This is a genomic window from Paenibacillus sp. FSL P2-0173 (assembly GCF_038008045.1).
Taxonomy (GTDB): domain Bacteria; phylum Bacillota; class Bacilli; order Paenibacillales; family Paenibacillaceae; genus Paenibacillus; species Paenibacillus polymyxa_B.
The window spans coordinates 1,330,717-1,354,326 of sequence record NZ_JBBOYK010000001.1 but is presented as its reverse complement, the minus strand read 5'-3'; the positions used below and the strand labels follow the sequence as shown (position 1 = coordinate 1,354,326).

The window sequence follows — 23,610 nt, the reverse complement described above, 5'->3', positions numbered from 1 at the left end:
TTGGATTACAGGAAGTGCGGGAGCATGTCTGTATTCTGGACGGATGCTTTTGTTGCTCTGGGCGGGGGTTACCCTGATCTTTCCGCTTATAGCTTTATGGATGAAAATCCCCATCCGGCATATGGTATTACTTTGGCTTGCAATCAGCGGGGGTGGATTTCATTGGTATTGGCATGATACGCATAATGTTAGCAGTATTCCCGATGCTCTTCATGTATCGTCTTCTATGTTGGAAGACATGCCTGTTCAAGTAGCAGGGCTTATCGCTTCTGAAGTACAGGTAGATGGTGATCGAACACAGTTTGAGATGAGAGTCACCTCAATCAATCACTACGGAAGTCATTCGAAAAAGGACGAGAATCGTGCACTAATTTCTGAACAGGTCATTGTTCATATCAAGTTGGCTGCCAAGCAGGAACAGCAACTTTCGGCAGCGTGGCAACGTGGAGATGCAATCCTACTGCGTGGCACCTTAAAGGCTCCTGCAAAAGCGGGGAACTTTGGTGGCTTTGATTACAGTGAATACCTGCACACACAGGAAATCCACTGGCTTTTCAAAGGCGATGGGGCAGCCTCGCTACAGAAGCAGGAAGCTTCACTGTGGAACCGCTACACTTTGTTCAGATGGAATGATCAGCTTAGGGAGCAGCTAGGGCAGAGAATGGAATCGGCATTTACATCACTTCATCACGCAGGATATATGAAAGGACTGGTACTTGGGGTAACAGATGAGTTGGACCCAGCAACGTATAACGAGTTTACGCAGCTTGGTTTAACGCATATTTTAGCAATATCGGGCATGCATGTGGCGGTATATGCAGCTACACTATTATATTTACTCAAGCTACTAAGAGTTAGCCGCGAGACATCTCTTACGGTCGTGATGATACTCATTCCGGCTTATGTCCTGCTGACAGGTGCTTCTCCCTCTGTTGTGAGGGCGGGAATTATGGCGATGATCGGCTTGTTTGCAGCCCGACGAGGTATGCTCAAAGACGGACTTAATATTCTAAGTATATCCGCGTTGCTCATGCTGATTTGGAATCCATATTATCTACTTAGCGTCAGCTTTCAGCTTTCCTTTTTGGTGACAGGTGGGTTGCTCATTTATATGCCGCTTATGAAGCCGTTTTTCGCCAAATGGCCTTTCCTAATCGGCGGTGAAGTTGCGATTACAATTACGGCACAGCTTGTTTCGTTTCCAATGACGGTATTCTACTTTAATCAATTTTCGTTGTTATCATTTGCGGCCAATTTTGTGCTTGTACCCCTTATTACATATATCGTGCTTCCATTAGGTACGGTGGCGATGGGGCTTTCCTTTTTGTGGGGGGATGGGGCTCGTATTCTTGCGTGGCCGGCAGAGCAATTGAACGATTTGACCTTTTTACTAGTGAAATGGCTGAATGTAGATGATGCTTATGTGAGTATTTGGCCGTCTTCTTCCATCCTGTGGGTCATGGCGTATTACGCAGCTCTGTACAGTGTTTTGTACTGGCTCAAAAGGTGGCTGACATCCCGCAGGCAAACGAACGACATTACCGTCTTGAATTCTACTGCCATTTCATCACCTATATATACAGGATTAGCAGCTTCTCCAGAATGGGCGGCTATATTGCATACGGCTCCTGAACCTGAGGGAGCAGGGAAATTTGCAAGTCGACAGTGGAATGGTTATCGTCATTTGGCACTGGCTCTAAGTGTTATTGCTTGGCTTGGAATATTGTATACAGGTTACCAATCTCCTGGTGAGGGAAATACGGGAATTGTTCAATATCTGGATGTGGGCCAAGGTGACAGCATTTTAATTACAACGCCGGGCGGGAAACATATCTTGGTTGATGGCGGGGGTACAATGGATTTTGCGACAGGGAAAAATGCTTGGCGCAAGCGTGCAGATCCCTACGAGGTAGGTGAAGATACGATTGTACCCTTGCTAAAGCAACGAGGTGTGCATCGCCTGGACGCTGTCATTTTAACGCATGGAGATCATGATCATGCCGGAGGACTACAGGCTGTGCTTGACCAGATTCCTGTATATACCTTGTTTTTTAACGGTACCCTGACAGATAAAACCCCATTTCGTAAGCTGTTGAACACGGCTTTAGACAAGCAGATCAAGCTGTATGGTGCACATCATAGTATGGAATGGGAACCAGACCAGGCTACGAAAATCCGCTTTCTCTATCCGTTTACACTACCGGAGAACGAATCTGAGCAGTTGCCTGTTATGAAGGAACAGAATCATTACTCTGTTGCCATGATATTGGAGATGGAGGGAGCCTCTTTTTTGTTCACAGGAGATATGGATGATGCAGCAGAGTCGTCGTTGCTCTCTGAATTAACTCGTTTTTCATCAAGTGTGAAAGATGAGGGAGCAACGGGGGCTGTAAGGAAAGCTATAGATGTCATGAAAATAGCACATCACGGCAGCAAGTACTCCACCTCGGAAGAGTGGTTATCCTACTGGCGACCGAAAGTATCTGTTATTTCGGTCGGTGCGACCAATACTTACGGACATCCGAATGAAGCGGTATTGGAACGTTTATCGGCAGTTAATTCTGCTATATATCGAACAGATACGATGGGAGAGATACAGATTCGAGCGCAGCAAGGAAAACTGAGTGTGCGGTACCAACGCAAATAGTTTTTTCGATCCTTTTTTATCAGTACAACAACACACTAAAACGGGTGCTCACTCTCAGGAGTGAGCTGTTTGCTTTGAATCCAATCTGCATGGACAGTAGCTGTAAGCTTTGATAGAATCATATGAGTAATGAAAATGAGAATCATTATTAATGGGAGGAATATTGTGAGTTATTTTAAATTCAGAGCATCAGCTTGTTTGTTCATCATTTCGTTAATGCTGGTATTGAGTGCATGCGCTACAAGTGGGGGTGGGACTGCAACGGTAAGCGGTCAATCTGCTGCCGCCCAGACCACATCAACTGGAGATGAAGCTGCCACACGTACATATGAAAGTGATAAAGGTACAATTACTCTTCCTGAGCATCCCCAGCGTGTCGTAGTGGCAGTCGATGATTATGTAGGTGATGTGCTAGCACTCGGTATTACACCTGTAGGGGCTCCAGACACTGTATTTGATGCTCCATACTATAAAAAATATTTGAATGGTGTTGCAAATATCGGTGACAGCTCCGCATTGTCCCTTGAAAAGGTAATCACCCTGAAGCCGGATTTGATCATTACCTATGATGAGAAAGCGTATGAAAATCTGAAAAAAATAGCACCTGCAGTATATATTCCATATGGTAAATATCAATATAAGGATCGTCTGATGGAGCTGGGCAAAGTGTTAAACAAGGAGCAGGAAGCGAAGAATTGCCTGGCTGATTTTGCAACCAAGATTGCTGAGAAGAAACAGGCTTTGTCTGACGTCATTGATTCGGGCAAAAAAATCGCTATTTTTGAGATTACAGGAAAAGAATTATATCTATATGGAAAATCTTATGGACGTGGAGGAGCCATACTTTATGATGAGCTGGGACTTCATGCTCCTGAGAAGGTAGAAAAGGCAGCGTTCGAGAAGGGATGGGCCAGCATTTCAATAGAGGCTTTACCGGAGATGCTGGGCGATGCCGATTATTTAATGTTGGGTATTAGAGGCGACGGAACAGACCAAGGAAAAGATATTTTATCTAAAAGTGTGTGGAAGAACCTTTCTGCCGTTAAATCAGGTAAAGTATATCAATACTCAATCGACGATTTTTATTTTCAAGATCCGATTGCTCTGACTTATCAATTAGAACTCATATCTGATTTTTTGGTTTCCAAGAAGTAACAATATGATCTTGCAGCTCGATAGGCTAGCATTTAGATGTATGTAGGAGCTAGGGGAAGGTGACTACCTTCCCTTTTTCTGTTATTCTAAGGGAGGATACGCTGGGGATTCTGGGCTTTTTGGTATAATTTTTTTTGTTGAAAAAATAAAATTAGTGTCAGACGTCTATCCTGCAACAATTTGCAAAATGGATACGTCTGTAATATTGCAGGGAGAGGGGGATCCTTTGTGGTAGAGCAGGGACTCATTCGAGCCGCTCAATCGGGCGATCGCGACGCTCTCATTACCCTATTAAGAGAGATAGAACAGCATGTGTACCGTACGGCATATTACATTCTAAACAATGAGCAGGACGCGATGGATGCTTCACAAGAAGCCCTCATACGGATCTATTCCAAAATTAACTCTTATGAGGAAAAAGCGCAGTTTAAAACCTGGGTCCAACGCATTGTAACGAATATATGCATCGACAAATTCAGAAGAACGAAGCCCTCGGTTTCCATTGACGAGCACGACATGATATTCAACGATCCCCAAAACGTGGAGGTCGAGGTGTTGACCTCTTACATGGCACAGGATGTTCGTGAGGCTATACAACAACTTCCGGAGCACCACCGGACGGTAATTGTCTTAAGATATTTGCAGGATTTCTCCTATAACGAGATTGCAGATTCTCTGGATTTGCCGCTAAATACGGTCAAGTCATACTTATATCGTGCAAGACAGCAATTGCAAGGGCTACTTCAGGAATATCAGAAAGGTGGTGTATCAGGATGAAGTGTGGGGAAGAGGTGATGGATTGGATGCAGCGTTATGTGGATCATGAGCTGGGCGAAGAAGAGACGTCCCAATTAATGAACCATATTGCGACTTGCCCGGACTGTGCGGAAAAATTTCTTATTCTTCAGACACTCTCTCGCGAGCTGGAGGAATTGCCTACGGTTTCCCCGGCGTTCAGCCTGGTGGATTCCATCATGCCTCAGCTTGATGCCATTGACCGTGCACGTGAAGAGCAGGGAAGTGCGCTTCAGGAAATGCAGCCTGTGGCTGTAAAACCTGGACCAGTGCCTAGACAAAGTACCCAGCCTACACCTTGGTGGAACCGAATGGCTGGGCGCGCTGCCATGGGCGTGGCTGCCGCTGCTGTTGTACTGGGGATTGTAGTGTTTAACTTCGAGCCTAAAACAGTGCAGGATGCGGAAGGCATACTTACAACCCAGACGCCCGAAGTGACGAATCGGCAGAATCAGACGGAAATTCTTCCAGGTACAGCCAATGGCAGTGGAGGCCGTGATGCAGCCATTGGTTCGGATTCTACACAGCAGCCGTCAGAGCAGGGGCAAGGAACGGATGCATCTCAGCTACCTGCGGATAAAGATCCTGACCTGAGCAAACAAGGTGCAACCAATGCAAACGATGAAAAGAACTCTTCCAAACGGGATGCTGGGAAACGTGACGATCAGCGGGCTGGGGAGGAAGATTCGACGAAGTCTGCACCAGCTGAACATTCTTCTCGTCAGGATGAAGGGCAGGTGCAGCTACGTACGGATCGTCAGGTGACAAAGGAAAATCCGTCTGCTGGAGATGCTCCTAAATCTGAGGACAAACAGTTAAGTCAGGAAAAATCTGATCAATCCACGATTGCTCCTGCTGAACAGTTGGAACCGAAAATGGAAAAAGCACCCCTAGCGGGTACGGGTACCGCTCAGGACAATAATAATGGTAACACAAGTACGAATGATTCTTCTTCGTCGCTTAGTCAGGATTTGAAGGTACAGGATCGAATTGCGTCAAATGAAACGTCGAAAGAAACGACTTCCAAAAGTATCACAAAGGATTCGGGCAATGCCTTAGGAACGGATAGCAGCAATGCAGCTTCTGATGATCAGCAATCATCCGTGTCGCAAGACCCGGTTCGTAAAGAAGGATTTGTATCTAATTCACTGGTCTCTCCGGACAACAATAATGCTTCCAGCTATAGTGCCCAATCTGGCTCTACAGATCAGCTCAACTCGCCAGATGGTAGCTATGCGGTGGCTATTGAGGGCAAAAAGCTGAAAGTGTATAAGCTTTCCGATAACGGTGTAGACCGAACAACACTGGAAGTCCGTACTCTAAAAGGTGCCTGGGTCAAAGGAAGCTGGTCAGAAGACAGCCAGACCTTTATGTATGAGACGGAGCAGGATGGGACAGCAAGTAAATATACGTACACCGTCCCGCGCAGCACTGGAAAATAGTTTCCGTAAGTTGGCACACTTTTAAAAACAGAGAATATACTATATGAACCGACGTCGTATCCCGACGGCCGAAAGTTTCTAGAGCTTTCTGCTGCCGTGTTGATATAGATGGTGGTGAAGGGATCCTGTCTATAGGCAGGGTCCCTTCGTTTGTATCATGACTTGCCTTCCGGTCGGATGTCGGGTACGATCAGTGGGTGGGGGGAACGGAAAATGGATGTAAAAACAGCCTCTAAGGCTATTCGCAAAGGCGACATTTCGCCAGTGTATTTGCTATACGGCAGTGAAAAATATCAAATGAAGCAGTTTGTTGAGATGCTTAAAGAGAAAGTGGTGGAAGAGGAGCATCGTGACTTCGCCATCATTCCTTATGATTTAACCGAAACGCCAATTGAGGTGGTCGTGGAGGAGGCGGAAACAGCGCCTTTTCTGGTGCCAAAGAAGCTGATTATTGTACGGGATACCAGTGTATTTGCAGCAGGCAAAGATAGCGGTAAGATAGAGCACCGGCTTGAGACGCTGTTGACTTATATGGATAACCCGACTGACTATAGCGTCATCGTTTTTACGGTTCAGGCTGAAAAGTTGGATGAACGGAAAAAGATTGTCAAAAAGCTGAAAAGTGATGCTTCGGTTATTGCTTTTGCTCCAATGGGTGGAGATGATCTTATAGCTTGGATCCATAAGCGTGCAGGAGAAAGAGAAGTGCAATTGGCTGCAGGAGCTGCTGAAAGCCTCATTCAATTTACAGGTACCGGGCTGCAATCCTTGGCTGCCGAGATAGACAAGCTCTGCTTGTACGCAGGAGCACAGGGAACGATCTCATCCGCTGATATAGAATCCCTGGTGCCTCGTAACACAGAGCAAAACGTATTTGCGATGGTTGAGGATCTGGCTAATTTGCGGCTGGATAAGGCGCTTAGTATTTTTTATGAGTTGCTTAAGCAAAAAGAGGAACCGATCAAGATTGCCGCTTTGATCACGCGACAGTTCCGTATTATGTTGCAGGTCAAAGAGCTGGCAGGTCAAAGCTATTCCCAGCAACAAATTGCCAGTCAGCTTAGTTTGCATCCTTATGGGGTGAAAGTTGCAGGGGACCAAGCGCGGAGGTTCCGCCCTGAGCAGCTGCGTCAGCTTCTCTACGAATTGGGCGAGCTGGATTATCATATGAAAACAGGTGTCGTTGACAAGGTACTGGGACTGGAGCTATTTTTGATGAAAATGGGTGCGGGGGCTTCAATCTAATCCCCCCATGTGCTGTTATAGAGTCAGCTCATGTAGCGTGGAAAGCTGACTCTATAAATTAACAAAAGTTATAAACTAAAAAAACCTGATCAGCCAAGGCTGGTCAGGTTTTTTTCATTAACGTATGAAAGTAGCTCTTGCTTACGCTTGAGCTGTAAGAGCGTTAAGTTTTTTCGCCAAGCGGGATTTCTTGCGAGCAGCTGCATTTTTGTGGATCAGACCTTTAGTTACAGCCTTGTCCAGCTTTTGGGAAGCTACTTTGAAAGCAGCAGCAGCAGTTTCAGCTTCGTTACCTACCAACGCTGTATCGGCAGCTTTTACTGCTGTACGAAGCGCGGATTTTTGGGAAGCGTTCAACGCACGGCGTTTGTCGCTAGTTTTAACGCGTTTGATAGCGGATTTGATGTTTGGCATTACATTCACCTCCTGTAAAGGCATTACTTATGAACACAAACGTTTCACAACTTAAAATATTTTAGCATGCCACACCTCAAATTGCAATAAGAAAACATTCTGAGGCGATGCGAATTACAGGATGAAAATGGATGTGCATAAACCTGTTGGGTGTCTCGCACACTATAGTCAAAGATGGTATCCAAGGAGGCTTAAAAGATGGATCTGGATTTGCAGAAGTATGCGGTACGCACGGATTTGGCATTAGAGGCAAGAGAACTGGCCGAACGGGATCAGCCTGTACCTCTGTCGGGCATAAGTGAGAACGTGGAGGAAGATAACGGAATCAAAATCACACGGCTGGACGTACTGAATGAAGAAGGAGCCAACCGTATTGGGCGGGTACAAGGGCATTACGTCACGTTGGAAGTACCAGGCTTGCGTGAAGGCGACACGGGGCTCCAGCAACGTGTAGCTATTGCATTTGCAAAAGAAATGGAGCATTTTATACAAAAAATAGGGATCTCTAATACGGCAAAGGTACTGGTGGTAGGTCTGGGCAACTGGAACGTTACTCCCGATTCGCTGGGGCCGCTTGTCGTTGAAAATTTGATGGTGACTCGTCAATTTTTTGAACTGACACCTGATCAAATCAACCCGGGGTATCGAGATGTGAGCGCAATTGCACCGGGCGTCCTGGGTATTACGGGGATCGAGTCCAGTGAAATCGTTCAAGGCATCGTGGATCGCACAAAGCCAGAACTGATTATTGCCATTGACGCTCTGGCGTCACGTTCACTGGAGCGCGTCAATACGACCATTCAGGTGGCTGATATCGGGATACATCCAGGTTCAGGTATTGGCAACAAGCGGCGCGGTATCACCAAGGATATTATGGGTGTTCCGTGTATCGCTATCGGCGTTCCGACGGTATGCTACGCTTCTACCATTGTCAATAACGTAATCGAACTGATGAAAACACATTTTACCAAAGAAAAGGCTTCTACAAAAGCAATCCTGGGGATGTTGGACGATATTTCAGAACCTGAGAGACTTGGGCTGGTGAGAGAGGTACTGCAGCCGCTGGGGCATGATCTGATTGTGACTCCTAAAGAGATCGATGAATTTATTGAAGATATCGCGAACATCATTGCTACTGGATTGAACGCTGCTCTGCACGAAGCTGTTGATCCTGGCAATGTCGCCGCCTATACGCATTAATCAAGGGTTGGTAAAATCGTATTTCATACCAAAAGTCTCTATTTAACAGGAATCTAATCTCTTTCAAAAAGGGAGGTGATAAACCTGTGGTAGAGATTTTTTGTGTTCTAGCAATTGTTCTCCGTTCATAGAGTTGAAGTATAAGAGATTTCCGCAGCAGATAGGAACCCTATGTTCCGAATATAAAGCGGGTTTCGACGGGACGAAGGAGGACAAGGCTCACATGAAAAAAATTCAGACCTGGAACGTCGGAAGATGGAGAAGAAAAGGTATCGAAATTTTGGCGATGGGACATACGCTTGTGCTGCTGATCATGGGCTCGGCGCTTTTATTTGTCGTTTTGGGGCTAGGGGGGTTGGCGGAAAATCGTCTACAAACATCTCCTGTTTCTTCGATGAAAGGATTGGCAGGTTCGGTGTCTAGCGGTTTTTTTGCGGATATGCTAGGTATGGAAGTACCTCATTTGGCACAAAAGAAACAGCAATCTTCGTTGTCGGGTGAACAATGGTCGCCTTTTGTTTTTCAGATGCTTACAGGAATTAATCCGCAGGATCCCAAAAGTCTCATTTCTCGTGAGATTCCTGGCATGTCTGCGGGAGCGCCTGTCTTGCTGCGCAAGGGTTCGGGGAACACAAAGGTAGAGGGTCCTACGGATTATCAGCCCGATCAGGGAACGACGGATGCCCCTGGTGGCTCAGATGCATCTGAGAACCCACCGACTACTACGCCGGATATTCCGACAACACCGCAAACAGATCCGGCACGTGAGGATCATCCAGGTGATACGGCCAAAGGGGACAAGCGTATATTAATCTACCATTCTCATCCCAGAGAAGCATATAACCCACTACTCAGCAAAACCAGTCCCAACCCCAATTCAGGTTCTAAATCAGCCAATGTGTCAAGGGTAGGAGACTTCGTAAAAAAGAGGCTGGAAAAACAAGGGATATCCACACTGCATGTAAACAAGGATTATGCCACTACAGTTCAAAATTACAATTGGAACTATTCCTATAAATATTCACGCGAAACAGTCAAGGAAGCTTTAGCTGGAAATAAAGGTTTAACTTATTTGCTTGATATTCATCGAGATTCACAACGTCACGGAAAAACAACAGCAACCATTAATGGACTCTCTTATGCCAAGGTGTATTTTATTATCGGACATGACAACAAAAATTGGCGCGAAAATGAAGCTTTTGCTGCTCGTATTCATGAAAAGCTGGAAAAATCGTATCATGGCGTATCACGTGGTGTATGGGGGAAAGATGGTGGCAAAGGCAACAACGGTGAATACAATCAAAGCTTATCTTCGCATAGCATTTTAATTGAAATCGGGGGTATTGACAACACCGAGGAGGAGTTGAAACGCACCTCAGACGTTTTGGCGGACATGATCGGTGAAGTGTATTGGGAAGATCAGAAAGCTCAGAAAGCGGGCACTAACGTATCGGATACAAAAAAGAGCAACAGCGGCAATTAAATGAGGTAGCGGTAAGGGGGAAAGGTAATGTCTGGACATTTTCGTAAGAAAGCACTTGGATTTGTATTGCTCATGGGGGCAGGTATTCTACTGGGTATGCAACTGGCAGGATCTGGCCTGCGTTCAGTGTATGGACCGGAATGGTACGGGGATACGATTCAATCGGTAAATCAACAGAAAGTCGGATATGAACAGACGGTTATTGACGATACACCCGCAGCTAACGCTCGTGCATATAGCGGTACGTATAGCACAAGTGGAAATGTTAAGGTTGAGCCGAAAACGGGAGCGGGTATAAATGAAGCTAGTGGAAGTGAAGAAAATGAGGAGCAGACGGAACTCGGGGCATCCAGGTGGTATTCGACGACTGCGCAGCATGTCAATACTCAGGACCTGGAGACACCGCGTGAACTGTTAGCCGTCAAGGGACAACAAGCTTCGGTGGATACCATGGCGGACAAAACGGCCGGGCTGCTGCAAAACCTATCAAGACAGGGGATTCGATGGGTTGTGTCTGTTTTTGACGGAGTGACAGAATAGAAATATTGCTGACCCCCTATACAACTGCTATAATAAGCTGATTGACACTAGGCATTGTGTGGGGGTAAGGCATGACTGACATATTGGCAAGACAACGTAAAATTCGGAACTTTAGTATCATTGCACATATAGACCACGGTAAATCCACGCTGGCTGACCGGATTTTGGAATACACCGGTGCACTCACATCCCGTGAAATGCAGGAGCAAGTGCTTGATCAGATGGATCTGGAACGGGAGCGCGGGATTACAATCAAGCTCCAGGCAGTGCGACTCACTTATAAGGCCGATGACGGTGAAGAGTACATTTTGAATCTGATTGATACACCGGGACACGTCGATTTTACCTATGAGGTTTCCCGAAGCTTGGCGGCCTGTGAAGGGGCCTTGCTAGTTGTAGACGCGGCACAGGGTATTGAAGCACAGACATTGGCTAACGTATATTTGGCGTTGGACAACAATCTGGAAATTCTGCCGGTGCTTAACAAAATTGATTTGCCAAGTGCTGATCCTGAACGGGTGAAGCAGGAAATCGAGGATGTTATCGGCTTGGATACGAGCGAGACTGTCCACGCATCGGCCAAAGCTGGAATCGGTATCAAGGAAATTTTGGAACAGGTGGTCAGAAGCGTACCTGCTCCGCAAGGGAATCCGAATAATCCGCTGAAGGCGCTTATTTTCGATTCGCATTATGATCCATATAAAGGCGTTATTGTGTATGTCCGCGTCGTAGATGGTAGCATCAAGGCAGGTTCCAAAATTAAAATGATGGCAACTGACAAAACGTTTGAGGTTATTGAAGTTGGTGCTTTCATGCCACGTATGAGCATCGTGGACGAGCTGAACATCGGTGATGTTGGTTTTATCGTTGCTGGTATCAAGCATGTGGGTGATACGCGTGTCGGGGATACGGTGACAGATGCAAAAAATCCAACATTAGAACCGATGCCAGGCTATCGGAAAATTAATCCGATGGTATATTGCGGTCTGTATCCAATCGAAACATCGGAGTATAACGATCTGCGTGAGGCGCTTGAAAAGCTACAACTGAACGATGCTTCGCTCAGCTTTGAGCCAGAAACATCAAGCGCGTTGGGTTTTGGCTTCCGTTGTGGATTCCTTGGTCTGCTTCATATGGACGTTATTCAGGAACGGATTGAACGTGAATTTAACATTCCACTGATTACAACGGCACCAAGCGTTATTTACCGCATAAAGTTGACGAATGGGGAAACGATCCAGATCGACAATCCATCGAATTATCCGGAAATCGGACGGATTGAACATGTGGAAGAGCCCTATGTAAGAGCAGGTATTATCGTCCCTAATGATTACGTAGGTACGGTGATGGAGCTTTGTCAAACCAAACGTGGTGAGTACGTAAATATGGAATACTTGGATACGACACGGGTAACCATTACGTATCAAATTCCGCTGTCTGAAATCGTATATGATTTCTTCGATCAGCTTAAATCAAGTACCAAAGGTTATGCTTCCTTTGATTATGAGATTTCAGGCTATCGCCAGTCCAACCTGGTGAAAATGGATATCTTGTTGAATGGCGAGCAGGTCGATGCGCTGTCGTTCATCGTGCATAGAGATCGGGCTTATCATCGCGGACGTATTATCTGTGAGAAGCTGCGCGAGCTAATCCCGCGTCAAATGTTCGAGGTGCCAATCCAGGCATCTGTGGGAACAAAGGTCGTGGCGCGTGAAACCGTTAAGGCGATGCGTAAAAACGTCTTGGCCAAATGCTACGGCGGCGATATTTCCCGTAAACGGAAGCTGCTTGAAAAGCAAAAAGAGGGCAAGAAGCGTATGAAGCAGGTCGGTAACGTAGAAGTACCACAGGAAGCATTTATGGCGGTACTGAAAATAGATGAGTAAAGCTGCTTGAAGTATTCGTCCATTCTTTCATGGGGCATTTGCCGTGCATGGAGAATGGACGTTATTTATTTGAGCAAGCTATCCAAAGATGGAATGTTTGTTATCTCGGTTGCAAAAATAGTATAACAACAGTAGCTTTAGCGTATTTCTAAAGATGCTTTACTCTTACTGCAACACCTACATCACAAAAAATGACCGATGGTGGTGGGCAGCAGCGGAGTGGATGGAATCGTTCTGAAGAAGCGTTAGCGTTCGCCTTTATCCCCGGATCTTACCCTATTAAGTTTATTTACAAAGAAAAAATCCGGGGGTAACAGCGATCGGAAGAATGATCCATCCACGGAGCGTTCTCTCCCCTCTTCGCCATTTTTTTCAATCACCACACACTGAATTGACAAGGAGGATCGGTATGACCGCATCCATACAAAAACATGAACATTCATCCGCGCCTCAAGCGGTTTACCTGCATATACCTTTTTGCACGAATAAATGCTTTTACTGTGATTTCAACTCTTATGTGCTCAAGGATCAACCTGTTATGGAATATCTGTATGCACTGGAACGGGAGATGGAACATACAGTCAAGCTTCACCCGCCAGGAGAGATTAAAACCATTTTTGTCGGGGGCGGAACACCAACTACCCTAAACCCGAAAGAAATGGAATATTTCCTGAAGAGCGTCCGAACCTATTTCCCAAATTGGGCGGAAGATATTGAGTTTTCCATGGAAGCCAATCCAGGCACCACTGATTTTGAAAAACTCTCTGTGATGAAAGAAGGCGGCGTCAATCGACTCAGCTTTGGTGTACAGGCTTTTCAGAATGAGCTACTCACAGGCATAGGTCGTATTCACAGTACAGATGACGTATATCGCAGTTTGGAAAACGCCCGTAAGGTTGGCTTGGACAACCTGTCGATTGACCTGATGTTCGGTTTGCCGAACCAAACGGTGGAGATGCTGCATGAAAGCGTCAGTAGAGCGCTAGAGCTGGAGCTTCCTCATTACTCTATCTACAGCTTGAAGGTTGAAGAAAACACACTCTTCCATACGCTGTACCAGAAAAATCAGCTGCCACTTCCACATGAGGATGACGAACTGGAAATGTATTTACTCCTCATGCGTCGCATGAAAGAAGCGGGGTATGAGCAGTATGAGATTAGTAATTTCGCAAAACCAGGCTTGGGGAGCAAGCACAACATGACCTATTGGCGAAATGAGGACTATTACGGTCTCGGCGCTGGGGCACATGGATATGTTGGCAGAGAGCGTCATATGAACATTAAAGGCATTAACCCTTATGTGGAGGCTAGTCGTAATGGTTTACCACGTCTGGATAGCTTTGAGGTGCCGGCGGCGGAAGCCATGGAGGATTTTCTTATGGTCGGTTTGAGAATGCTAGAGGGCGTATCCAAGTCCCGCTTTGAAGCTCAATTCGGTCAGGCATTGGAGGATACGTTTACTGCTCCTCTCGGGAAAATGCTCAATGCGGGGTTAATCGAATCAATTGAGGACGGTTATCGTTTGAGTGAACGCGGCATTTTATTCGGAAATGATGTATTTGCAGAGTTCATCGGTTCAATCACGGTAAATTCATAAGTCGTAAGTCGTAGGCTTCAATACAGTACGTTTCAACTTCGTAAGCTGGGACAATCATTTTATAACAACATTCTGTCAAAGCAGGGTAAATGGAGTATTGCGATTCTATGCGTGATGTTGTATATTTATTCATTATATGCGGCAAGCGGCAGGAGGAGAGCAAGATGGCTTCAGTGTGTAAAGATGTATTGTGCAGAAGTGCGGTTCCTGAGGATGTGGAGCCTTTATATCAAATGATTAGCGGCTATGCAGAGCGGGGGATTATGCTGCCACGTTCGAGGGAAGTGCTTACGCGCCAACTGGAGCTATTTATTGTTGCAGAGGTGGACGGCGAAGTTGTTGGTTGTGGTTCTTTATGCAAATTGGGCGCTGATCTGGTAGAGATTCGCTCCCTTGGCATCTCTGAGGGACATAAAGGTATGGGTATTGGCTCCAAGCTCGTGGAGGGCCTTATTATAGAAGCACGGCGGCAACGTATTCCTAAAATTATGGCATTGACCTACGAGGTCTCCTTTTTTATAAAAAACGGTTTTGATGTAGTAAGTAAAGAGATTTTCCCTGAAAAGGTATGGACCGACTGCATTCACTGTAGTAAACAAAACAATTGTGATGAAATCGCAGTGTTGAAAGTACTGAACTGACCTGTCAATAATGAGGTCAGTTCTTTTTTCATCAGGCCATAATCGTGCGTTTGTTATACAGCCTACATTGTTTAATCCTGGTTCATTTCTCATATGTTTTGAGCAACCACCAAATGAATTGATGATGAGGCTCCAGTTCGGAAGGTATTCCATTCAGGCTTCTTATGGGATGGTCCTTATGATAATCAGTATCATTATAAAAGTATGCAGTGCCGTCTAATGGAACTCGGTGTTTATATTTATACAAGGCGACAACATATCTTTCAGACGCTCCGCTTCTGCTTGGACTATATGTATATCCTTCCCAATCGGCTAGTGTTAAATCATCGTAATGTTGTATTGCCGATATACTGTATTTTATTTGCTTGGGAATACTTGGACTGAATTCTTGAGGGTAAAACAAAATGGTATTCCATATGCTTAAAAGTATTGTAGGAACCAAGATTAAGGCACAACACAGGGGGCTTAATTTACGAATTAGATGGATGACTGAAATAATAAGGGCTGCATTCAGGATGAAAACCAATGGCAAAGCAACTATTCTTCCTAGTCCTGTATACGGAAACAACTCAATTAAAATCTGAAAAATACAAATTGTAGGTAAAAGTGCGATCGATGCGTATAAAAGATTGCGGCGATTAGTTCTCAAATTTAATTCCTCCTCAAGGACAAAGAAGATGTAACGGTATAAAGATATAGTCTCGAACGAATTTTCTGTTTTTTGAATCTCTATACATAAATACGGTATTAATACGATGAATAATGAGATTTTTCGCAAAAAAGTGTAAACGGTTTGCATTTGCTGCAGTAAACTAAACTGTTGTAATAAATCTTGTTTATTGAAAATACTGAACTGACTTGACAATGATCAGGTCGGTTTGGTATTTTTGTATTAACGGTTAGCACTCATCGCGAACGAGTGCTAATGATTCCATTTAACAATCATGCTATTATGGATAAACAACAAGGGGGGATTCGCTTGTTAACCGAACGTCAGAGACTCATTCTGAATGCGATTATTGATGACTACATTCGTTCGGCTGAGCCAGTGGGTTCCCGCAGCATATCCAAAAGGCAGGATGTCGGATTCAGCCCGGCCACGATCCGTAATGAAATGTCGGATTTGGAGGAACAGGGCTATCTGGAGCAACCCCATACTTCAGCGGGACGCATCCCGTCTCATAAAGGTTATCGTTATTATGTGGACCATCTGGTGCCACTGAATACGCTGAAGCCTATGGAAATGCGGGAACTGAAAGCCTTTTACGCCGAAAAGCTGAATGTAATGGAGCAAGTGATCCAGCATGCGTCAGGCATTTTGTCCCATATGACCAATTATACTTCCATCCTGCTTGGGCCGGAGGTTTTTCATACTTCATTGCGTCATTTTCAGCTGCTGCCGCTCAACGAAACGACGGCTGTAGCGATTATCGTGACCAATACCGGTCAGGTGGAGAATAAAACGGTAGATATTCCACCGGGAATTTCGATTTCCGAGATGGAGAAGGTTGTGAATTTACTGAACAGCAAGCTGGTCGGTGTGCCGATTTATCAGCTTAAATCGCGCCTTTACACCGCACTTGGTCAGGAGATGGAGAAGCATGTGTCTCATTTTGAGGACGCTATGAAGGTGCTGGATAAAGCACTGGATAATGAATCGGATCAGCGCTTGTATTTGAGCGGTGCGACGAACATGCTCAATCAACCTGAATTTAAAGATGTAGAAAAGGTTAAACATATTCTCGATCTGCTGGAGGAAACACCAACGCTGCTTAAACTAATGACACCTGTTGCCGGGGCACCTGAAATTCAAGTCCGCATCGGCACTGAAAATGATCATGAGGCGTTTGCCAATTGCAGCCTGATTACTGCTACGTATGCAGTAGACGGAGAAGCGTTGGGCACTATAGGCATACTGGGTCCGACACGGATGGAATATGCGAGAGTTATTAATATTTTGGGTATCCTGTCTAAGGATTTGACCGCAATGCTAACGCAACGGTTTAAATAGAACAAGACCGCATAGGTTGCGGTACTACATGTTCCGCGCCGGGATACGGTTTGTATCCTGCGCGGGTGCATTGTTGCGTGTTTTTGTAAAGGTAGTTATGACTTGAAGGAGGTGAAACATTTTGAAGGAAGAACAAGCGTTCCAAGAAGAAAAACAACAAAATGTAAGCACAGAGGAAGCCGCCGAAACGAGCCAGCAGGAAGAGCCGGTTAATGAAGCGGCAGCACTGGAAGACCAAGAAAGCGAAACAGAGCTGACTAAGCTTCGCGCACAGGCGGAAGAGCATCAACAGCGGTTTTTACGCGCTCAGGCGGATTTTGATAATTTTCGCCGTCGTACGCTGAAAGAAAAAGAAGACCTTGCCAAATATGCATCTATGAAGCTGGTTACCGAGTTGGTGCCTGTTTTGGATAACTTCGAGCGTGCGCTGGCAACAGCACCGCAAGGAGCGGAGTCTGAGTCATTCAGCAAAGGCGTGGAAATGATTTTCCGCCAGTTTGAGAGTGTGCTTCAGGCAGAGGGTGTAACGGCCATGAATTCGGTGGGACAACCGTTTAATCCGGATTTCCATCAGGCTATTATGCAGGTGGAGAGCGAAGAGCATGAGGAAGGCATCGTCGTTGAAGAGGTACAAAAAGGATACATGCTGAAGGACAAGGTGCTTCGTCCAGCGATGGTAAAAGTGAGCATGTAGCTTTTTCAATATACATTAGAAATACATCATTTTGATTCAACCATTCTGGCCTGCGGGCCTCGTATATACAGAAGGAGGAATTGTCCGATGAGCAAAGTAATCGGTATTGACTTAGGTACAACCAACTCTTGTGTGGCTGTTATGGAGGGCGGCGAAGCGGTCGTTATTCCAAATCCGGAAGGCGCACGCACAACCCCTTCCGTTGTTGGTTTCAAAAAAGATGGAGAACGTACTGTAGGGGAAACGGCAAAACGCCAAGCAATTACGAACCCGGATCGTACAATCATGTCCATCAAACGTCACATGGGTACAAACCATAAAGAAAGCATTGACGGCAAGGAATATTCCGCACAGGAAATTTCCGCTATGATTTTGCAAAAGCTGAAATCCGATGCTGAAGCTTACCTGGGACAAACGGTTACTCAAGCTGTTATTACTGTTCCAGCTTACTTCAATGACGGTCAACGTCAAGCAACCAAGGATGCAGGTAAAATTGCCGGTCTGGAAGTTCTGCGGATTGTCAACGAGCCAACAGCAGCTGCATTGGCATATGGTATGGAAAAATCCGAAGACCAAACGATTCTCGTGTATGACTTGGGTGGCGGTACATTCGACGTATCCATTCTGGAACTGGGCGACGGTTTCTTCGAAGTTAAAGCAACAAGCGGCGATAACAAGCTGGGTGGCGATGACTTTGACCAAGTGATTATTGATTACCTCGTAAATGAGTTCAAAAAAGATCAAGGCATCGACCTGAGCAAAGATAAAGCTGCTGTACAACGTCTGAAAGATGCAGCGGAAAAAGCGAAAAAAGAACTGTCCGGCGTACTGACAACGACGATTTCTTTGCCGTTTATCACAGTAGCTGATGGCGTTCCACAGCATTTGGAGTTGAACCTGACTCGTGCGAAATTTGAAGAATTGTCTGAAGGTCTGGTAGAACGTACATTGGGACCTACTCGTCAAGCAATGAAAGATGCAGGCATGAGTGCCAGCGACATCGACAAAATCGTTCTGGTCGGCGGTTCCACACGTATTCCGGCTGTACAAGAAGCAATCAAAAAGCTGACAGGTAAAGAGCCACACAAAGGCGTAAACCCTGATGAAGTGGTAGCTTTGGGCGCGGCAGTTCAAGCGGGTGTACTGACTGGTGATGTGAAAGACGTCGTTCTCCTTGACGTAACTCCACTGTCCCTCGGTATTGAAACCGCAGGTGGCGTGTTTACTAAAATGATTGATCGTAACACGACGATCCCTACGAGCAAATCGCAGGTATTCTCGACATATGCCGACAATCAGCCTAGCGTAGAAATTCACGTGTTGCAAGGTGAACGTGAAATGGCAGCAGGCAACAAAACACTGGGTCGTTTCCAATTGGGAGATATCCCTCCAGCACCACGTGGTGTACCACAAATCGAAGTTACCTTTGATCTGGATGCGAACGGTATCGTGAACGTATCCGCTACAGATAAAGGCACAGGCAAAAGCCAAAAAATTACGATCACATCTTCCAGCGGCTTGAGCGACGAGGAAGTAGAACGTATGATGAAGGATGCCGAGTTGCATGCGGAAGAAGATAAAAAACGCAAAGATTTGGTAGAAGCGAAAAATGCTGCGGATCAACTGATCTACTCTGTAGACAAAACGATTAAAGATCTGGGCGAAAAAGCGGATGCAGGCGAAGTCGAAAAAGCAAATGCAGCTAAAGAAAATCTGCAAAAAACGCTGGAAACCGACAACCTGGAAGACATCAAAAAAGCTACTGAAGAACTGACTGAAATCGTTCAGCAATTGTCTGTGAAGCTATATGAGCAAGCTGCTCAAGAAGCACAGGCTCAACAAGCTCAAGATGGCGCAGCAGACAGCAAAGGCCGCGACAATGTGGTTGACGCGGACTATGAAGTTGTTGACGAAGACCAGAAGAAAGACTAAGCTACGGATCGGGTAGTGGTAGCTTTACGGTACACCGATGCGTTATGATATACTGAATAGTAATTGCAGCGTAGCTGCCTTGATAAATAACAATTAGCCGAAGGGTAACAGTTATTTCCAAGATAAATAAGCATATTACGGGTTGTACTGCCTTGAAATGATGGGAAGGTCAAAGCCGGGTCATCCCGTGCCTTTGGCTTTCCTTTTATATGTAGTGCAGACACGTTGTAGGCATGGGGGTGGAACATTGGCTGATAAGCGTGATTATTATGAGGTGCTGGGCGTCGCGAAGGGCGCTTCGGATGAAGAAGTCAAAAAGGCTTACCGTAAGCTTGCGCGTCAGTATCATCCGGACGTGAACAAGGCTGCGGACGCGGAAACTAAATTTAAAGAAGTGAAAGAAGCTTACGATGTTCTCAGCGATGGTCAGAAGCGGGCAAGATACGATCAGTATGGTCATGTAGACCCGAACCAGGGCATGGGAGGCGGCTTCGGTGGTGGCGCCGACTTCGGTGGCGGGTTTGGCGATATTTTTGATATGTTCTTTGGTGGCGGCGGCAATGGTCGACGTGATCCGAATGCACCGCAGCGTGGGAACGATCTTCAATATACGATGACGATTGAATTCAAGGAAGCGGTGTTCGGTAAAGAAACCGACATTCATATTGAACGTACGGAAACATGTGATACGTGTCACGGTACGGGAGCCAAAGCGGGTACTCAACCACAAACCTGCTCCGTCTGCCACGGCAGCGGACAGGAAGAAGTGGTGCAGAATACACCGTTTGGTCGCATGGTTAATCGACGCGCCTGCTCCAATTGCGGCGGTTCCGGTAAAATCATTAAAGAAAAATGTACGACTTGTAGCGGTTCGGGTCGGGTACGCAAGCAACGTAAAATTCATATCCGCATTCCAGCGGGTGTAGATGACGGCGCACAAATGCGTATTAACGGTGAAGGCGAAGGCGGTGTCAACGGAGGACCGGCAGGTGACTTGTACGTCGTGTTCCGTGTGAAATCGCACGACTTCTTTGAGCGTGAGGGAGACGATATCTACTGTGAAATTCCGCTGACGTTCTCACAGGCAGCATTGGGAGATGAAGTCGAGATCCCAACGTTGACCGAGAAAGTGAAGCTGAAAGTTCCAGCAGGTACGCAAACAGGTACTTACTTCCGTCTTAAAGGAAAAGGTGTGCCAAAACTGCGTGGCGTAGGTCAGGGTGACCAGCATATTAAGGTCGTTGTGGTAACGCCTAGTAAGCTGAGTGAAGAACAAAAGGATTTGCTGCGTCAATTCTCTTCGCTTAGCGGAGAGCAGACACATGAGAATGAGCAGTCTTTTTTTGACCGTGTGAAGCGCGCCTTCCGAGGCGACTAAGCCCAATTAGGAATCGCGGAGCTTCAACCATGAATCAAAGGAAACTATTCCGCAATTGCGGGATAGTTCCTTTTTTTATATTCACGTAAACACATACATAACCATTTTTGTATAGGCATGTTGAACTGTTGAGACTTAATATCAAGTAGAAAGGGGTGAGTTCCATCGGAAATGTACAGCTCAAGCTACGTCGGGGTAAACCGCTATTAAAGCTCAGAGGCCTAATTACACTGCTAGTATGTCTAGTTATGGCACTTGTGCTTCTGCCTGTAACCCTGTTATTTGCTGAGAGAGTGGAACATGAAACTGAGAAGGGACTGGAAGAAAAGGCAATGTCCATCGCGCGTACACTCGCCCATACGCCGCTTATTGTCGAGCAATTGCAAGGGACGGGTTCGTCTCCTTCTATGCAGGAGTATGTGAAGAGGGTTTCAGCAGCAAATCACATCCAGTTTATCGTGGCTATGGATATGAAGGGAATTCGTAAAACGCACCCGGATGCTAGGATGATCGGCAAAGCCTTTGTCGGCGGAGACGAGTATACTGCACTTCATGGCCATGAGAGCGTGTCCGTTGCGAAGGGAACATTGGGCTTGTCCATGCGAGCCTTTTCCCCCGTGTTCAGTTTAACGGGGAAACAGGTAGGGGCGATTGTTGTTGGTATATCCATGCAAGATGTACAGATGGCTCAGGAAGGCAACAACCGTCTTATTGCTATCGCCATTGGCACTGGAATGTTGATTGGCACTGGAGGTGCGGTTGTGCTGGCTCGTAAAATCAAAAATATGCTAGTCGGTCTGGAGCCGCCGGAAATCGCACGCTTGCTGGAGGAACGCAGCGCCATGTTGCAATCCATCAAGGAAGGGGTTATTGCGGTAGATGAATTCGGTCGCGTCATGCTGATGAATGCAGAAGCGATACGTCTGCTTAGGCAAGCGGGGATTGAAGATTTCTCATTCTCCGGACAGGAGATTACCGTTTATTTATCCGCTTTTCGATTGCAAGAGGTCTTGGAAGCGAGTACTCCACAGATGGATGAGGAAATGGAGCTGGGTGGAATAACCTTGCTGACCACCAGTGTTCCGATACGGGTCAAAGGGGAAATTGTGGGAGCAATTGTAACCTTTCGGGATAAAACGGAGATGAACCAGCTTGCGGAACGTTTGACAGGAGTGTCCCTGTACACGGAAGCACTACGTGCGCAGGCTCATGAATTTATGAACAAGCTGCATGTCATTATGGGGATGGTACACTTGCGAATGTACGATAAACTGGAGCATTACATTATGGATGCCGTCGAGCATCATCAAGTGGAGATTGGCTCCATCACCCGGCAGATCAGGGACCCAGTTATGGCAGGGTTTGTGTTGGGGAAATTAAGCCGGGCCAGAGAAGTAGGGGTGAATTTTGAACTGACTCCAGGTAGTTACTTGCCCGAATCCAGTCAAACTCAAACGACGCATGAACTGATTACTATTCTTGGCAATCTGTTTGATAATGCGGTGGAGGCGATGGAATCTTTGGAGCACAAACGGATTACCCTTTCACTTTATTTTGAGGAAAGCCAGAAGAACGGCTATCTGACCTGTATCATGTGCGATAATGGTCCGGGTATACCGGAAGGGCTTGTGAAGGCTATATTTGAAAAAGGTTTTTCGACCAAGGGAGAGTCACGAGGGATGGGTCTTTATCTGGTGACGCAAAGCGTGAAAAGATTACAGGGAAGTATAAAGTTGATCCCAGCCGAGCAAGGGTGCTGTTTTCAGATTACGATTCCATACATTATAGCGGGGAATGATGAACATGATTAATGTCCTGATTGTAGAAGATGATCCGATGGTTGCGGAATTTAACCGCAAATATATGGAGCAGGTAGAAGGTTTTCGATGTGGGGGTTGGGCTTCTTCTGTGGAAGAGGCTAAGAAATATATAGCTGAACAAGCCATTGATTTGATATTGCTAGATGTGTATATGCAGGAAAGCAATGGCCTCGATTTACTGTCATTCATACGGGAGACAGGTGTAAATATAGATGTCATTGTCATCTCGGCTGCAAGTGACATGAACAGTGTCAAAAAAGCGATGAACTTCGGCGCGGTGGATTACTTGATTAAGCCGTTCCACTTTAACCGTTTTTTGGAGGCCCTCACGGGGTACCGAGAGCACATTAGCATCGTGCGTGAGCGCAGCCTACTTTCGCAGGAAGAACTGGACCGACTGATTTATCATAAAAGCTTGACTAAAGAATTGGCACGTTTGCCCAAAGGCATAACTAAATCCACGCTGGCTATGATATGGAATTGTATCCAGCAGCATAATAAGGTGCTATTTTCCACCGAGGATATTGCGGAAAGTGCAGGAATATCCAGGGTGTCTATGCGCAAGTACCTGGCTTTTATGACAGAGATTGAGGCTCTTTCCATGGAAACCATATACGGTACCATAGGGCGTCCTGTTTACCAATACCGAATATTGCCACAGGCAGAAGGCATCATGAATAGTTTTATTTAAATCTTCTTTCTGATTACTTTAATTACAAAAGTGAATGAT

Annotated in this window: 20 protein-coding genes; 18 read left to right on the top strand and 2 right to left on the bottom strand. The window is 46.0% G+C overall.

The window, feature by feature from the left end:
* The first annotated feature begins 24 nt into the window (after positions 1-24).
* The 6 genes from MKX30_RS05950 (at position 25) to holA (ending at position 7,284) form a co-directional block, all read left to right on the top strand.
* Positions 25-177: a hypothetical protein gene (locus MKX30_RS05950; RefSeq protein ID WP_226887754.1), complete on the top strand. Its 153-nt coding sequence runs from the start codon at positions 25-27 to the stop codon at positions 175-177.
* A complete protein-coding gene (locus MKX30_RS05945; RefSeq protein ID WP_231517129.1) occupies positions 107-2,647 on the top strand; it encodes a DNA internalization-related competence protein ComEC/Rec2 in 2,541 nt (846 codons plus the stop codon). The genes MKX30_RS05950 and MKX30_RS05945 overlap by 71 nt, the downstream gene beginning before the upstream one ends.
* Before the next feature lie 165 nt (positions 2,648-2,812).
* Entirely contained in the window at positions 2,813-3,802 is a 990-nt protein-coding gene (locus MKX30_RS05940; protein WP_341062577.1) for an iron-hydroxamate ABC transporter substrate-binding protein, read from the top strand.
* A 228-nt stretch (positions 3,803-4,030) separates the two neighbouring features.
* A complete protein-coding gene (locus tag MKX30_RS05935; protein ID WP_013311184.1) occupies positions 4,031-4,579 on the top strand; it encodes an RNA polymerase sigma factor in 549 nt (182 codons plus the stop codon).
* Positions 4,576-6,039 carry an anti-sigma factor family protein gene (locus tag MKX30_RS05930; RefSeq protein WP_341062576.1) on the top strand — a complete coding sequence of 488 codons (1,464 nt, stop codon included), beginning with the start codon at positions 4,576-4,578 and terminating at the stop codon, positions 6,037-6,039. The genes MKX30_RS05935 and MKX30_RS05930 overlap by 4 nt, the downstream gene beginning before the upstream one ends.
* Before the next feature lie 213 nt (positions 6,040-6,252).
* Positions 6,253-7,284 carry a DNA polymerase III subunit delta gene (gene holA / locus MKX30_RS05925; RefSeq protein WP_013311182.1) on the top strand — a complete coding sequence of 344 codons (1,032 nt, stop codon included), beginning with the start codon at positions 6,253-6,255 and terminating at the stop codon, positions 7,282-7,284.
* Positions 7,285-7,425: 141 nt separating this feature from the next.
* Here the strand turns inward: holA and rpsT are convergent, their stop codons facing one another.
* Complete coding sequence (rpsT, locus tag MKX30_RS05920; RefSeq protein WP_013311181.1) at positions 7,426-7,698, bottom strand: 30S ribosomal protein S20; 273 nt, start codon at positions 7,696-7,698, stop codon at positions 7,426-7,428.
* Between the two features lie 198 nt (positions 7,699-7,896).
* On the opposite strand from rpsT, the gene gpr reads away from it, so the two are divergent.
* From gpr to MKX30_RS05890, 6 genes are all read left to right on the top strand, one after another.
* Positions 7,897-8,898, top strand: a complete 1,002-nt coding sequence (gene gpr, locus MKX30_RS05915) for a GPR endopeptidase (protein ID WP_023989518.1) — start codon at positions 7,897-7,899, stop codon at positions 8,896-8,898.
* Positions 8,899-9,121: 223 nt separating this feature from the next.
* Positions 9,122-10,381 (top strand): stage II sporulation protein P, encoded by a 1,260-nt coding sequence (locus MKX30_RS05910; protein ID WP_104497085.1) that lies wholly within the window; start codon positions 9,122-9,124, stop codon positions 10,379-10,381.
* A 27-nt stretch (positions 10,382-10,408) separates the two neighbouring features.
* Entirely contained in the window at positions 10,409-10,921 is a 513-nt protein-coding gene (locus tag MKX30_RS05905; protein WP_341062575.1) for a hypothetical protein, read from the top strand.
* Between the two features lie 71 nt (positions 10,922-10,992).
* Entirely contained in the window at positions 10,993-12,807 is a 1,815-nt protein-coding gene (gene lepA, locus MKX30_RS05900; RefSeq protein WP_023989515.1) for a translation elongation factor 4, read from the top strand.
* 409 nt (positions 12,808-13,216) lie between these two features.
* Positions 13,217-14,404 (top strand): radical SAM family heme chaperone HemW, encoded by a 1,188-nt coding sequence (gene hemW / locus MKX30_RS05895; RefSeq protein ID WP_025723343.1) that lies wholly within the window; start codon positions 13,217-13,219, stop codon positions 14,402-14,404.
* Positions 14,405-14,568: 164 nt separating this feature from the next.
* Positions 14,569-15,045 (top strand): N-acetyltransferase, encoded by a 477-nt coding sequence (locus MKX30_RS05890; protein WP_013311174.1) that lies wholly within the window; start codon positions 14,569-14,571, stop codon positions 15,043-15,045.
* Between the two features lie 82 nt (positions 15,046-15,127).
* On the opposite strand, the gene MKX30_RS05885 is transcribed toward MKX30_RS05890, so the two are convergent.
* Positions 15,128-15,694 (bottom strand): hypothetical protein, encoded by a 567-nt coding sequence (locus MKX30_RS05885; protein WP_341062574.1) that lies wholly within the window; start codon positions 15,692-15,694, stop codon positions 15,128-15,130.
* 330 nt (positions 15,695-16,024) lie between these two features.
* On the opposite strand from MKX30_RS05885, the gene hrcA reads away from it, so the two are divergent.
* From hrcA to dcuR, 6 genes are all read left to right on the top strand, one after another.
* The gene (hrcA, locus tag MKX30_RS05880) at positions 16,025-17,056 is read left to right on the top strand and encodes a heat-inducible transcriptional repressor HrcA (RefSeq protein ID WP_013372178.1); all 1,032 of its coding nucleotides are present in this window, start codon (positions 16,025-16,027) and stop codon (positions 17,054-17,056) included.
* A gap of 121 nt (positions 17,057-17,177) precedes the next feature.
* Entirely contained in the window at positions 17,178-17,750 is a 573-nt protein-coding gene (gene grpE / locus MKX30_RS05875) for a nucleotide exchange factor GrpE (protein ID WP_013311172.1), read from the top strand.
* A gap of 87 nt (positions 17,751-17,837) precedes the next feature.
* Positions 17,838-19,682 carry a molecular chaperone DnaK gene (gene dnaK / locus MKX30_RS05870; protein ID WP_023989512.1) on the top strand — a complete coding sequence of 615 codons (1,845 nt, stop codon included), beginning with the start codon at positions 17,838-17,840 and terminating at the stop codon, positions 19,680-19,682.
* Between the two features lie 247 nt (positions 19,683-19,929).
* On the top strand, positions 19,930-21,060 hold the full coding sequence (dnaJ, locus tag MKX30_RS05865) for a molecular chaperone DnaJ (RefSeq protein ID WP_023989511.1): 1,131 nt from the start codon (positions 19,930-19,932) through the stop codon (positions 21,058-21,060).
* 155 nt (positions 21,061-21,215) lie between these two features.
* Positions 21,216-22,871: a DcuS/MalK family sensor histidine kinase gene (gene dcuS, locus MKX30_RS05860; protein ID WP_071558461.1), complete on the top strand. Its 1,656-nt coding sequence runs from the start codon at positions 21,216-21,218 to the stop codon at positions 22,869-22,871.
* Complete coding sequence (dcuR, locus tag MKX30_RS05855) at positions 22,864-23,571, top strand: two-component system response regulator DcuR (RefSeq protein WP_028540448.1); 708 nt, start codon at positions 22,864-22,866, stop codon at positions 23,569-23,571. The genes dcuS and dcuR overlap by 8 nt, the downstream gene beginning before the upstream one ends.
* The last annotated feature ends 39 nt before the right edge of the window (positions 23,572-23,610 follow it).

What these genes read in the sequence shown, in the direction of transcription:
- MKX30_RS05930 (WP_341062576.1), top strand. Translation starts at nt 4,576, where the DNA reads ATGAAGTGTGGGGAAGAGGTGATGGATTGGATGCAGCGTTATGTGGAT.
- dnaK (WP_023989512.1), top strand. Translation starts at nt 17,838, where the DNA reads ATGAGCAAAGTAATCGGTATTGACTTAGGTACAACCAACTCTTGTGTG.
- holA (WP_013311182.1), top strand. Translation starts at nt 6,253, where the DNA reads ATGGATGTAAAAACAGCCTCTAAGGCTATTCGCAAAGGCGACATTTCG.
- MKX30_RS05905 (WP_341062575.1), top strand. Translation starts at nt 10,409, where the DNA reads ATGTCTGGACATTTTCGTAAGAAAGCACTTGGATTTGTATTGCTCATG.
- MKX30_RS05890 (WP_013311174.1), top strand. Translation starts at nt 14,569, where the DNA reads ATGGCTTCAGTGTGTAAAGATGTATTGTGCAGAAGTGCGGTTCCTGAG.
- gpr (WP_023989518.1), top strand. Translation starts at nt 7,897, where the DNA reads ATGGATCTGGATTTGCAGAAGTATGCGGTACGCACGGATTTGGCATTA.
- lepA (WP_023989515.1), top strand. Translation starts at nt 10,993, where the DNA reads ATGACTGACATATTGGCAAGACAACGTAAAATTCGGAACTTTAGTATC.
- MKX30_RS05950 (WP_226887754.1), top strand. Translation starts at nt 25, where the DNA reads ATGTCTGTATTCTGGACGGATGCTTTTGTTGCTCTGGGCGGGGGTTAC.
- hemW (WP_025723343.1), top strand. Translation starts at nt 13,217, where the DNA reads ATGACCGCATCCATACAAAAACATGAACATTCATCCGCGCCTCAAGCG.
- rpsT (WP_013311181.1), bottom strand. Translation starts at nt 7,698, where the DNA reads ATGCCAAACATCAAATCCGCTATCAAACGCGTTAAAACTAGCGACAAA.
- dcuR (WP_028540448.1), top strand. Translation starts at nt 22,864, where the DNA reads ATGATTAATGTCCTGATTGTAGAAGATGATCCGATGGTTGCGGAATTT.
- MKX30_RS05910 (WP_104497085.1), top strand. Translation starts at nt 9,122, where the DNA reads ATGAAAAAAATTCAGACCTGGAACGTCGGAAGATGGAGAAGAAAAGGT.